The organism is Xanthomonas sp. SHU 308, assembly GCF_000364645.1.
Taxonomy (GTDB): Bacteria; Pseudomonadota; Gammaproteobacteria; order Xanthomonadales; family Xanthomonadaceae; genus Xanthomonas_A; species Xanthomonas_A sontii.
The window spans coordinates 1-11,452 of sequence record NZ_AQOK01000266.1 but is presented as its reverse complement, the minus strand read 5'-3'; the positions used below and the strand labels follow the sequence as shown (position 1 = coordinate 11,452).

Sequence of the window (11,452 nt, the reverse complement as noted above, 5' to 3'; positions counted from 1 at the left end):
CCGGCGCGCGCCGCCGGGTAGCGGCACCTGCGCCGGCCGGTTGCGGTGTGGCCGCGGCGCGCACGAAGTAGCCCGAGCGCGGTCGCGCCTGCACCCGGCCTTCGCGTTCCAGTTGCAGGAAGGCCTGCACCGCGGTGGCGGCGCTGATGCCGTGGCCGGCGGCCAGTTGCCGGATCGACGGCAGGCGCTCGCCGGCACGCAGCGTGCCCTGCGCGATCTGGTCGCGCAGCTGGCTGGCGAGGGCTTCGTACAGGCGCATGCGGCGGCCTCATCTGTATCGGTCGATTTGCAGCGTATCTGACTCTGTGCTGGTCGCCCACCCCGGCGCACACTGGCCGTGTCCTTCCCCATTCCCGAGGCCGCGCGTGCAACTGCCGCTGTTCATCGTCGATGCGTTCACCACGGTGCGGTTCCGCGGCAACCCGGCCGCGGTGGTGCCGCTGCAGGCGTGGTTGCCGGACGCGCTGATGCAGGCCATCGCCAGCGAGAACAATCTGTCGGAGACCGCGTTCTTCGTGCGCGAGGCCGATGGCGCGTTCGCGATCCGTTGGTTCTCGCCGCTGCGCGAAGTGGGGTTCTGCGGCCACGCCACCTTGGCCAGCGCCTTCGTCGTCGCCACCCAGGGCCTGGCGCCGCTGCCGTTGCGGTTCCGCGCCGCGGCGGTCGGCGAACTGGGGGTGGATCGCGAGGCCGACGGGCGCTTCGTTCTGCGCTTTCCGAACCAGGCGCCGACCGCGCTGGCGATGGTGCCGCAGGCGCTCGCGCAGGCGTTGTCGATCGCGCCGCAGGCGGCGTACCGCAACGACCAGGCCTACATCGCCGTGTACGCGGATGAAGCCCAGGTGCGCGCGGTGGTGCCGGACCTGGCGCGGATGCTGGCGTTGGCGCCGCGCGATGTCGCGGTCACCGCGCCCGGCCGCGAGCACGATTTCGTCTCGCGTTATTTCTGGCCGGCCAACGGCGGCGCCGAGGATCCGGTGACCGGCTCGATCCACGCCGCGCTGGCGCCGCTGTGGGCGCAGCGCCTGGGCAAGTGCGACCTGCGTGCGTGGCAGGCGTCTGCGCGCGGCGGCGAACTGGACTGCCGGGTGACGCCGGACCACGTGCAGGTGCGTGGCGCGGCGGTGCAGTACCTGCACGGGAGCATCGCGCTGTGACCGCGGCCGTCGCCACATCCGCAGGCGCGTCCCGGCGGGCACTGTGGCAGCTGCTGCTGGCCGAGGTGCTGATCGGCTCGGTCGGCGTGTTCGTGCACGAGAGCGGCCAGGACCCGGTGACCGCGGTGTTCTACCGCTGCCTGTTCGGCGCGCTGTTCCTGACCGTGTGCGGCCTGCTCGGCGGGCAGTTGCGCGGCCTGTGGCGCGAGCGCGCGCTGTTGCGCGACGCGGCGCTCAGTGGCGTGTTGCTGGTGCTCAACTGGGTGGCGCTGTTCGCCGGCATGGCGCGTTCGTCGATCGGCGTGGCGACCATGGTCTACCACGTGTTCCCGTTCGTCATGCTGATCCTGGCGGCGTTGTTGCAGGGCGAGCGCAGCCGCCGTACCGACCTGGGCTGGACCCTGCTGGCCTTCGTCGGCGTGGCCTGTTCGGCGGATCCGCTGCGGCTGTGGTCCAGCGCCGACCGCGGCTACCTGGGCGGGATCGCGCTGACCTTGCTTGGCGCGCTGCTGTGCGGCGCCTCGTTGCTGATGTCGCGGCGGATCAGCCGCGAGCGGCCGCTGGCGGTGGTGACCGTGCAGTGCTGGGTCGGTGCGGCGATGCTGGCCGGCTTCTCCAGCGGCGCCGCGCTGCATCCCGGCCGCCACTGGTTCTGGCTGGTCGGCCTGGGGGTGATCCACAGCGGCGTAGTGTATGTGCTGTTCTACAGCGCCTACCGGCACCTGCACGTGGCGGCGATCGCGGTGGTCGCCTTCGTCTATCCGCTGGTGACGCTGCTGCTGGATTACCTGCTGTACGGCCACCGGCTGGTGCCGGTGCAGTGGCTGGGCCTGGCGCTGATCGTGCTGGGGACGCTGGCGGTCAATCTGCGCTGGTCCTGGCCACGCCGGGCGGTGGCTGTGTCCTAGCGCGGCACCGCAGAGCGTCTCGGCCACCGCAGTGCGGTGGCCGTGCCGTTCGGCTCAGCGCACGTCGCGCAGTTCCCAGCCGCTGCCGGCGAGCAGGCGCAGGCGCTGCTTGAGGATGTCGCCGGGGATGCTGGTGGTCGCGGACAGGTCGATGCGCAGATCGTCCTGGCGGCCGGTCACCCGTGCTGCCGGATCGGTCACGCCCAGCGCCGGATCGACCTCGTCCGGCTCCGGCTGCATGGCGCGCCAGCGCTCGAACCAGGCCGGGTCGCTGAGGGCGGCCTGCAGCTGTTCGGCGAAGGCGTCGGCGCCGTGCGCGGAGAAGCTCAGCGACGGGTTGCTGCCGCGGGCACGGGCGGGATCGGGCAGGCTGATCGAGTAGGTGACGGCCATGGGCATCTCTTGTGGGCGGTACGAAGCGGCGCAGCCTAGCAGAGCCGGCGGCGACCCGCCGTCGACGCGGCCAGCGGGCGATCAGCCGAAGTGCAGCGCCTCCCCGGCGAAGCCCAGCACCAGCGCACCCTTGCCGACGTTGACCATGCCGGTCAGGCTCATCACGCTCTCCAGCAGCGCCACGCCGTGGCTGTCGCAGGCCTGGCGCAGCGCCGCGTAGCCGGGCAGGGCGCGCAGTTCCGCCAGCTCGCCGCCGTAGCTCAGGCACAGCGTGGGCGTCATCAACCCGGCGGCCACGCGCTTGGCGGCCAGGCCGAACAGCGTCTGCACGGCGTGGTCGAAGCCCTTGAGCTTGGCCACCGGCGCGGTCTCGCCGCGGTGGCAGTGCAGCACTGGCTTGATGTCCAGGGCCGAACCGAGCGCGGCGCTGAGCAGGCCGACGCTGCGGTCGCCCTTGCTGCGCGCGCGGCTGCGCAGGTAGTACAGGTCGCGCGCGATCATGTAGCCATGGGTGTGCTCGGCCAGCGTCTCCAGCCGCTCGCGGATGGCCTGCACGCCGGCACCGTCGGCACGCAAGCGCACCGCCTCGACGGCGATCACGGCCTGTGCGGCGAACAGGTTCCCGGTGTCGATCACGCGCAGCGCGAACGGCGAGGCGTGGCCGGCAGCCTGACGGATCGGCTTGTAGTCGCTGAGGATGGCGAAGCCGGCCTGCTGCGCGTGCTCGTGGATCGGGCTGCGGGTCTTGGCGATGGTCAGGCAGAACACGTGGTCGTAGTCGATGACCAGCCGGCTCAGGAACAGCTCGCGGATCTGCGCCACGCTGTACGGCACGGTCTCGGCTTCGGCGCCGTGCGCGCTGACCTGTGCGTGCAGGAACTCCAGCGTCGCCGCTTCGTCGCGGCGATCGGCCAGGACGGTGCCGCCGAGGCGCACGCTGATCGGCAACACCACCAGGTCGTGCTGGGCGATGTAGTCCTGCGGCAGATCGCAGGCGGAATCTACGACGATGCCGATGCGCATCCGCTGAAGCTCCAGTGATTGGGGAGATCGATGGACATGGCGACCGCTCAGGCGTTGCGCTGCACCGCGACCGGCAGCGCGTTCAGGCGCGCCATGTCGCCGCGCTGCAGCAGTTGCGGGTCGGCCAGCACCGCCCGCATCAGCGGGTGCGCGTCGTTGCCCCACAGCAGGGTGTCGTCGATCTGCAGGGTCGGCACGCCGAACACGCCGGCCGCCAGCGCCTGTTCGGTGTTGGCGCGCAGTTGCGCCTTGACCTGCGCATCGGCGGTGGCCGCGGCCACGTCGGCGATCCCCAATGCCTGGCCGACCGGCGCCAGGGCCGCGGCGTCGTCGCCCGCGTGGCCATCGCGCCACAGCCAGTCGAAGAGCGCATCGATGGCCTGTGGCGTGGTGCCGGCGGCGATGCACAGGCGCAGCGCCGTCAGCGGGTTGAACGGATGTGCCGGCGGGAAGCGCAGCGGCACGCCTTGCTGCTGCGCCTGCCACTGCACGAAGCGATAGGTGAACTCGCGCTTGTGCGGCACCTCGGCCGGCCCGCGCGTCTGCAGCTGCGCCAGCACCGCGGCCAACACGATCGGCACCGGCTGGATCCGGGCGAACTCAGGAAGCGCTTTCACCTGCTGCCAGTGCAGATAGGAAAACGGCGAGATGAAATCGAAATACCAGCGCAACGTCATCGTGCTTCTCCGCAATGACCGATCAGCTTAGCGCGACCTCGCGCGCGCTGCGACTGCGTACATCGGCATGCTGCAGTGCGAGATGTCGCCGCCGACCGTTCGCCCGGCGACCGCAATGCGTAGACGATGCCGTGGCGGAAATCTCGCTGGCACGCGATATCTGTGAAGCGCCGCGCGGCCGTGGCCTGGATCGCGGTAGCGCTATTGCGCTGGCGCATGGCATGCGCGGGTCTTGTCATAGCTCGCGGTACGCGCACCTTGCTAGCGTCCGCCGCGGCAGTAGATTCGCTGCCCCTGCACGCTCAGGAGAGATCGCCATGCACGCTTCCGCTTCCGTTTCCGCCGCTGCTTCGCCGCGCCTTCCCGCCACGGTCGTCAGGTCGCCGCGCGGCTGGGCGCGGACCCTGCGCGCGCTGTTCGCCACCGCCCTGCTCGCCATCGCGCCGATGGCACTGGCCGGGCCGTACCAGGTGTACGGCAACCAGTACGCCTGGGTGAACAACTTCAACGACCCCAACAACGTCATCCAGGGCACGTTCCATAGCGGCAGCACGCCGAGCATGACCGTGACCTTCAATTTCCCCAACGCCAGCCTGTACGGCTATCCGGCGATCCTGCGCGGCTCGCACTACGGCTTCAATCCCACTGCCGACCGCACCTTCCCGCGGCAGGTCTCGGCGCTGCGGTCGTTGCCGTCGACCTTCGCGTACTCGTCCGGCGGCAGCAACCTGGCCGGCGACTTCGCCTACGACCTGTTCTTCCGCTGGGACAGCACGGTGTCCTCCAGCGCGATCCCGCAGGCCGAAGTGATGATATGGGGCGGCCACAACTCGTATCCGATCGGCACGCTCACCGCCAGCAACGTCATCAGCGCCGGCGGCTACACCTTCGATCTGTGGGAAGGCATGAACAGCGCCGCCGGCTACTACGTCTACACCTTCATTCCGCACAACACCGCGGGCCAACCGACCCTGCCGAGCAACGGCAATCTCAACATCGACATCAAGCCGTTCCTGAGCTGGCTGCATACCCATCGCGCGCAGGACGGACGCTTCAGCAACGCGATGTACCTGCACGTGGTCGAGGCCGGTTTCGAGGTGGTGCGCGGCAACGGCTGGGCCTGGATCCAGGCCAATATCGGCGCCAACTGACGGCGCCGCACGGGCGCCGCCGTTCCTGTCTGGCTCAGCGCGGCGGCGCCTTGCACAGTGCCGCGTTGTGCCAGGCGGCGCGGGCGATCGGCAGGAACCCGTCGGCATCGCTGGGCGGCAGGCTGTTGCGCACGTCCTCGGCACCGCTGCCGGCGCGTTCCAGCACCGGTGCCAGCGTGCGCAGGCAACCGGCGCGGTCGCCCAGGTGATACTGGGTCAGCGCCAGATCGGTGCGGACCTGCGCGGCGTCCAGCCAGAACAGGGTCTTGCCGCAGCCGTCCAGCAGCGCGGCCAGAGCGCGTTCGGCGTTGGCGTAGTCCTTGGCCTGGTACTGGCGCAGGAAGCGCGCGCGGGTGGTCTCCGCCGCCTCGGGCACGCAGGCCGGCGCGGCGCGTCGGTAGTCGCCTTCGAACCAGGCGCGTGCGCCGCAGTAGTCGCGGCAGGTGTCGGGGGTGAGCGCCTCGACCCGGATGGCGTCGCCCTCGGCGTGCAGGCGGGTGCGGCACAGCGACGCGGGATCGTCGTCGTGCGCGCGGGTGAACCCGAGTTCGCCCTGCAGCGTGCCGTCCAGCGCACAGGTATGGCCGTTGGCGCCGGTGATGTCGAGCGAGAAGCCCAGACCGTCGGCGTCGCGCGCCACGTCGAGGCGGTCGCCGCCATCGGCGAGATAGACGCCGGGTGTGGGCGGCGCGGCGCCGGCGCCGCAGGCGAGGGCCAGCAGCGCCAGCGGCAGCAGGCGCTGGAGGGACAGCGAACCGCGCATCGGGATGTCTCCGTCGGGCCAGGGGCGCAGCGTAGCAGCGTGGCGACGTCCTCGCCGGCGCGTGTGGCGCGTCTGCCCGCAGCGCCTCACGGCGCGAGCCATTGCACGCTGTCGAAGACGATGCCCGGGCCGGGGAACCCATTGTCCGGCGAGCCCGAGGCGACGTCGATGTCCAGCGTGTTGAGGCCGGCCTGCAGCGCGCTGGCCGGAATGTCGAACAGATAGACGGTGTTGTTGCCGCGGTAGGTGCCGCGGGTGATGCCGCGGCTGTCCGGCTGCTCCGGCCGCAGCGGCACGGGTCCGCTCCAGCGATCGTTCACCCGCAGCTGCGGACGGCCGCCGGCCTGGGTCAGGGTGACGAACAGCCGCAGGCGATAGGCGTGGACCTGCTCGGGCGAGAGCACGAAGGCGATGCGCGTGGGCGTGTTGACGCCGCGCCATTGCGCCGCCGGGAATGCGTCGAGAGAGTCGTGGCCCACGCGATAGGTCAGCGGCCCCCATGGCGCCATGCGCCGGTCGGAGGGATGCGCGCGCGCCAGCAACGCGGCGTTGCGGAAACCGGCCGGCGTGCCATCGGGATCGCCGATCTGCCAGATCACCTGGCCGGGCAGCGGGACCGCATGCAGGGCGGCCTGCGCGGTGGCTGCGGCTGCGATCTGCACGGTGTCGTGGGCCACCTCCAGCTCGTTCTGGTACAGCGCGATACGGTACGCGCCGGGGCGGATGCCGGCGATGCGGAAGCGGCCGTCGGCATCGGCCCTGGTCCAGTACTGCGCCTGCGCGTTGCGCAGGGCGACCACCGCGGGTTGCCCCGCGGCGATGCCGGAGACCTGGCCGGTCACCGCGCCGCGCGCTTCCGCGCCCAGAAAGCCTAGCAAGCCCAGCGACGCGTCGACGAAGCGCAGGTCCGGCGGCACCTGCGCTTCCGCGCCGCCGCGGCTGAACTGCAGCACGTACACGCCATGCAGGCCGCCACGGTAGGGTTCGGTCTGGGTGTGGTTGGAGAACATGTAGTTGTACAGCTCGTGGGTGCGCGCGGTCCGCTGCGTGGCGATGTCCTTGAAGAACGGCCCGCCCGCGCTGTGCTCGCGATCGCCCATCCACATCCGCACGGCCACGCCGGGACCGCTGACGCCATGCACGCTGTCGTCGATCGCGCGCCGCGCCGAGTAGAACTTGGAGCTGGTGCGGCCGTCCGGCAGCAGGAATACGTCCTTGCCCTCGATCGCGGTGCCGATGTTGGAATCCGGTTCGCGCTCGGCGTCGGGCAGCTTGGTTGCGTCGAGGCGGGCGATGAAGCGCAGTTCGCCGACCGGCAGCAGGGTCGGCGCATAGGTGGCCAGGTAGAGCGCGTCGCGGCCCTTGCGCGCCATGTAGTACTGCACCAGGTCGCCAGCGCTGGCCGAGACCACGATGGTGTCGCCGACAGTGCGTGCGGCGACGCGGGCGCTGCCCAGGCCCGAGGCGATCTCCGAGTGCTTGGCTTCCGGACTCTCCAGTTCGACGCCACGGTAGCGCAGGGAGACCACGTCGCCGGTGCGCGCGTCCACGCTGAACTGCAGATCGGCGCCGCTGTCGACGATGAAGCGATCGCCGATCCTGGTGACGCCGAAGCGGCTGGCGTCGGCACATGCGGGCGCTGCACTGGTCAGTGCGAACAGGCACAGCAACAGGCGAGGCAGACGGGGCATGGCGGTGCGCGCAAGGGCAAGAAGGCGCACAGGCTACTGCGCGTCGGTGCGGTGCCGGATGTCGCCGGCGCGCGCCGGTCGGGTGGCGCTCAGCCGCGCGCGGTCGAGCGCGAGGAAGACGTTGCCGCCGGGGGGACGGCAGCGTCTCCACGCTGCCGTCTCCGCTTGCTCGGCGAGGCTAGTGCGTGTACGCCTTCGGCAGTGCGCCGCTTTGCTGCATGTAGCGGTCGCGCAGTTCGGTCTGCCGCGAGCGCATCGGCATGGCGCGGCCGCCCAGCCAGACCTGCTCGGCGTAGTGCGCCACGTCCAGCGGGTCGCCTTCCCACAGCACCAGGTCGGCGAGCTTGCCCGGGGCGATGCTGCCCAGGCGGTCGCCCACGCCGAAGGCCTCGGCCGGAACCCGGGTCAGGCCGGCCAGGGCGGCGTCCCACGGCAGCCCGTGTGCGACCGCGTTGCCGGCCAGCTGCCGCTGCTTGCGCGCGTTGTGCGCGCCGTCGCCGCCCTGGGTGAAGCTCACCGCCACGCCGGCGGCGTTGAGGCGCGCGGCGTTCTCCAGGGTGGCACCGATCTGGTCGAAGCTGGCCGGCAGGTCGTCCAGCGCGTTGACGAACACCGGCACCTGCGCCTTCGCCAGTTCCGGCACCAGCTTCCAGGCCTCGTCGCCGCCGGCGATGGCGATGCGCACCTTCTCGCGTTGTGCCCAACGCAGCAGTTGGCGGATGTCTGCCGCGCGGTTCACCGTCACCACGATGCGGCCCTGGCCGGCGAGATAGCGCGCCAGCACCGCGCGTCCGGCCGGGGTCAGCAGCGCATGCGGCGAATCAGCGGGCATGCGCCCGCGCGCTTCGGCCACCAACTGGTCGAGCAGCATCCACTGCGCCGCGCGCGACTTGCCGCTCAGTTCCAGCGCATCGCTGCCCAGGTGCAGGTACAGCGCGCGCGGGCCGATCGGGTCGGCGCCGCCGTCCAGGCGCATCACCGCGCCCTGGCCGGCGACGAAGGCGCCGCCGGTGTTGGCGCCGAGCGCGGTGAAGCCGATGCCTTCCACGCGTGCGACCGGGATCAGCACCGATTCGGGGTTGTAGGCCAGGGTCACGTCGAACTCCGGGCGCATCGGCTGGTCGTGCGGCAGGGTCAGCGTGCTGTCGACGGTGGAGGCCTCGCCGGAGACCTCCTCGATGCCGATCTCGGTGATGCCGCCGAACAGCGCCGGGGTCAGCGGCCGGCCCTTGGCCTCGACCACGGCGACGCCGGCCGGCGCGCTCAGGCCGGGGCCGACCGCGCGGATCACCCCGCCCTGGACCAGCACGTCGGCATTGGCAAGGGTGCCGCGGGCGCTGGCGGTGTGCACGGTGGCGCCGCGGATCAGTACGTCCTGGGCGAACCCGGGCGCGCTGCCGAGCAGCAGGCAGGCGGCCAGGGCCAGGCGCTGCGCCAGGCGGTGGGGCGAGGGTAGGGCGCGGCTCATCGGGCAGCCTCCTGGCCGAGCATGAAATCGGAGGTCGGTTGCAGGCGGCGGTCGGTGCGGTCGTAGACCTGCGCGCCGTCGATGTAGACCTTGTCGGCCAGGGCGTAGGAGCTGAAGGGGTTGCCGTTCCACAGCACCACGTCGGCCATCTTGCCCGGCTCCAGCGAACCGGTCTGCTTGTCGATGCCCAGCGCCTTGGCCGGGTTGCTGGTCAGCCAGCGGATCGCGCGTTCGGGCGGGATGTCGATGCCGGCGCGGCGGCCGGCGGCCATCGCCTTGGCCGCTTCCTGGTTGAGCCGCTGGATGCCTTCCTCCGAGTCCGAGTGCACGATCGCGCAGCCGTTGGCGGGGCGGTCGACCAGGGCGATGTTCTCCTGGATGCCGTCGAAGGCTTCCATCTTGAAGCCCCACCAGTCGGCCCACAGCGCGCCGCAGACGTTCTCCTGGGCCAGGCGGTCGGCGATCTTGTAGGCCTCCACGCCATGGTGGAAGGCGGCGATCTTGAAGCCGAATTCCTTGGCCAGGTCGAGCATGGTGGTCATCTCGTCGGCGCGGTAGCAGTGGATGTGCACGCGGATGTCGCCGTTGATGGCGCCGGCCAGCGTGTCCAGCTTGAGGTCGCGCTTGCCGCCGCTGTCGCCGCTGCTGTCGTTGTCGCCGTTGCCGCGGCTCCACCAGTGGCGCTTGGGCGGGCTCTTCTGCTTGGGTGCGTTCTTGCGCAGGTATTCGCTGGCGTCGATGAAGGCGGCGCGGTAGCCGGCGACGTTGCCCATGCGCGTGGACGGGCCGCCCTTCTCGCCGTAGACCCGCTTGGGGTTCTCGCCGCAGGCCATCTTCAGGCCCCACGGCGCGCCCGGGAACTTCATCGCCTGGTAGGTGGTGGCCGGCACGTTCTTCAACGTGACGCCACGGCCGCCGACCAGGTTGGCCGAGCCGGGCAGCACCTGCAGCGCGGTGACGCCGCCGGCCAGCGCGGTGCCGAAGCCGGGATCCTGCGGCCAGATCGAATGCTCGGCCCACACGTTCGGGGTCACCGGTGCGGTCGCCTCATTGCCGTCGCTGTGCGCACTGACGCCCGGGCTGGGATACACGCCCAGGTGCGAGTGCACGTCGATGATGCCGGGCGTCACCCACTTGCCGTGGCCGTCGATGCGGGTGGCGTTGGCCGGCGCGGCCAGCGCGCGGCCGACCGCCTGCACGCGGCCGTCCTGCAGCAGCACGTCGGCATCGTCCAGGCGCTCGCCGGTGCCGGTGAGCACGGTGGCGTGTTCGATCAGCACCGGCACCGACGCCAGCGCGCGATAGGTGCTGGGATAGGGATCGTCGACGAAACGCGAGGCCGCGGCGGCCGGGCCGCACAACGCCACGCCCAGGCAGGCGAGCAACAGATGACGCATCGAATTTTCCCCGGAAGATGAACCCGGCCCTTGCGGCCGTGCCCGCACGCTAGCCCGAGCCGGCGCGCTTGCCAAGTGCGGGTGCGGCATCGGCGCGCCCGGCTGCACCGGATCGCGACGCGGAACCTGCTATGCAGCGCGATTCTCCCCATGGACACCGCAATGACCGACACCCCTGCGCGCACCGTCGTGGACTTCTGGCACAGTGCCGGCCGCGAACGCTGGTTCGCCGCCAACGACTCCTTCGACGCCAATGTCCGCCAACACCTGCTGGAGGCGCATCACGCCGCCGCGCGTGGCGAACGCAGCGACTGGCTGGCCGACGCCGAAGGCGCGCTGGCGCTGCTGCTGTTGCTCGACCAGGTGCCGCGCAACGTGTTCCGCGGCAGCGCGCACGCCTTCGCCACCGACGGCCTTGCGTGCCGCTATGCCGACCAGGCGCTGGCGGCAGGGTTCGACCAGGAGACCGACGCGGAACTGCGGATGTTCTTCTATTTGCCCTACACGCATGCCGAGGACGCGGCGCGGCAGCGCCAGGCGGTGGAGCTGTTCAGCGCGCTCGGCGATGCGGAGTCGCTGCAGTGGGCGGTGGTGCACGAAGACGTGATCCAGCGCTTCGGTCGCTTCCCCCACCGCAATATGGCGCTGGGGCGCACGACCACGCCGGAGGAGCAGGCGTTCCTGGATGCGGGTGGGTTTGCCGGGTGAGGGAAGGGGGGCTGCGCGTTCGCTGCGTCATGGCAGCGAAGCCAGTGGCGCATCGGATGTCATTGCAGTCGGGACTGGAGTCCCTCCCACAGGGCGACATCAGGCTGCTGGCGCGG

At 71.2% G+C, this 11,452-nt stretch carries 12 protein-coding genes; 4 read left to right on the top strand and 8 right to left on the bottom strand.

What is annotated here, in order from left to right; translation table 11 throughout:
- A partial coding sequence (locus D588_RS24415; RefSeq protein WP_043084232.1) for a winged helix-turn-helix domain-containing protein occupies positions 1–259 on the bottom strand: 259 nt, incomplete at its 3' end.
- A gap of 106 nt (positions 260–365) precedes the next feature.
- On the opposite strand from D588_RS24415, the gene D588_RS0109855 reads away from it, so the two are divergent.
- Together D588_RS0109855 and D588_RS0109850 are read left to right on the top strand one after the other, a co-directional pair.
- On the top strand, positions 366–1,157 hold the full coding sequence (locus D588_RS0109855; RefSeq protein WP_017915853.1) for a PhzF family phenazine biosynthesis protein: 792 nt from the start codon (positions 366–368) through the stop codon (positions 1,155–1,157).
- Positions 1,154–2,065 carry a DMT family transporter gene (locus tag D588_RS0109850; RefSeq protein ID WP_017915852.1) on the top strand — a complete coding sequence of 304 codons (912 nt, stop codon included), beginning with the start codon at positions 1,154–1,156 and terminating at the stop codon, positions 2,063–2,065. The genes D588_RS0109855 and D588_RS0109850 overlap by 4 nt, the downstream gene beginning before the upstream one ends.
- A gap of 54 nt (positions 2,066–2,119) precedes the next feature.
- On the opposite strand, the gene D588_RS0109845 is transcribed toward D588_RS0109850, so the two are convergent.
- The 3 genes from D588_RS0109845 to D588_RS0109835 form a co-directional block, all read right to left on the bottom strand.
- Positions 2,120–2,458, bottom strand: a complete 339-nt coding sequence (locus D588_RS0109845; RefSeq protein ID WP_017913202.1) for a hypothetical protein — start codon at positions 2,456–2,458, stop codon at positions 2,120–2,122.
- Between the two features lie 81 nt (positions 2,459–2,539).
- A complete protein-coding gene (locus D588_RS0109840) occupies positions 2,540–3,481 on the bottom strand; it encodes a DegV family protein (RefSeq protein ID WP_017915851.1) in 942 nt (313 codons plus the stop codon).
- A gap of 47 nt (positions 3,482–3,528) precedes the next feature.
- Entirely contained in the window at positions 3,529–4,158 is a 630-nt protein-coding gene (locus D588_RS0109835) for a DsbA family protein (protein WP_017915850.1), read from the bottom strand.
- A 317-nt stretch (positions 4,159–4,475) separates the two neighbouring features.
- On the opposite strand from D588_RS0109835, the gene D588_RS0109830 reads away from it, so the two are divergent.
- Positions 4,476–5,309, top strand: a complete 834-nt coding sequence (locus D588_RS0109830) for a cellulase (protein WP_017915849.1) — start codon at positions 4,476–4,478, stop codon at positions 5,307–5,309.
- A 34-nt stretch (positions 5,310–5,343) separates the two neighbouring features.
- On the opposite strand, the gene D588_RS0109825 is transcribed toward D588_RS0109830, so the two are convergent.
- The 4 genes from D588_RS0109825 to D588_RS0109810 form a co-directional block, all read right to left on the bottom strand.
- Positions 5,344–6,072, bottom strand: a complete 729-nt coding sequence (locus D588_RS0109825; RefSeq protein ID WP_017915848.1) for a hypothetical protein — start codon at positions 6,070–6,072, stop codon at positions 5,344–5,346.
- Positions 6,073–6,158: 86 nt separating this feature from the next.
- Positions 6,159–7,763: a rhamnogalacturonan lyase B N-terminal domain-containing protein gene (locus D588_RS0109820; protein ID WP_026143555.1), complete on the bottom strand. Its 1,605-nt coding sequence runs from the start codon at positions 7,761–7,763 to the stop codon at positions 6,159–6,161.
- A gap of 178 nt (positions 7,764–7,941) precedes the next feature.
- On the bottom strand, positions 7,942–9,231 hold the full coding sequence (locus D588_RS0109815; RefSeq protein ID WP_017915846.1) for an amidohydrolase family protein: 1,290 nt from the start codon (positions 9,229–9,231) through the stop codon (positions 7,942–7,944).
- A complete protein-coding gene (locus D588_RS0109810) occupies positions 9,228–10,628 on the bottom strand; it encodes an amidohydrolase (RefSeq protein ID WP_017915845.1) in 1,401 nt (466 codons plus the stop codon). The genes D588_RS0109815 and D588_RS0109810 overlap by 4 nt, the downstream gene beginning before the upstream one ends.
- Before the next feature lie 162 nt (positions 10,629–10,790).
- On the opposite strand from D588_RS0109810, the gene D588_RS0109805 reads away from it, so the two are divergent.
- On the top strand, positions 10,791–11,336 hold the full coding sequence (locus D588_RS0109805) for a DUF924 family protein (RefSeq protein ID WP_017915844.1): 546 nt from the start codon (positions 10,791–10,793) through the stop codon (positions 11,334–11,336).
- Positions 11,337–11,452: the final 116 nt, after the last annotated feature.

Excerpts from the sequence above, each read along its gene's own strand:
- D588_RS0109830 (WP_017915849.1), top strand. The coding sequence starts at position 4,476 with ATGCACGCTTCCGCTTCCGTTTCCGCCGCTGCTTCGCCGCGCCTTCCC.
- D588_RS0109835 (WP_017915850.1), bottom strand. The coding sequence starts at position 4,158 with ATGACGTTGCGCTGGTATTTCGATTTCATCTCGCCGTTTTCCTATCTG.
- D588_RS0109805 (WP_017915844.1), top strand. The coding sequence starts at position 10,791 with ATGACCGACACCCCTGCGCGCACCGTCGTGGACTTCTGGCACAGTGCC.
- D588_RS0109810 (WP_017915845.1), bottom strand. The coding sequence starts at position 10,628 with ATGCGTCATCTGTTGCTCGCCTGCCTGGGCGTGGCGTTGTGCGGCCCG.
- D588_RS0109815 (WP_017915846.1), bottom strand. The coding sequence starts at position 9,231 with ATGAGCCGCGCCCTACCCTCGCCCCACCGCCTGGCGCAGCGCCTGGCC.
- D588_RS0109840 (WP_017915851.1), bottom strand. The coding sequence starts at position 3,481 with ATGCGCATCGGCATCGTCGTAGATTCCGCCTGCGATCTGCCGCAGGAC.
- D588_RS0109845 (WP_017913202.1), bottom strand. The coding sequence starts at position 2,458 with ATGGCCGTCACCTACTCGATCAGCCTGCCCGATCCCGCCCGTGCCCGC.
- D588_RS0109825 (WP_017915848.1), bottom strand. The coding sequence starts at position 6,072 with ATGCGCGGTTCGCTGTCCCTCCAGCGCCTGCTGCCGCTGGCGCTGCTG.
- D588_RS0109820 (WP_026143555.1), bottom strand. The coding sequence starts at position 7,763 with ATGCCCCGTCTGCCTCGCCTGTTGCTGTGCCTGTTCGCACTGACCAGT.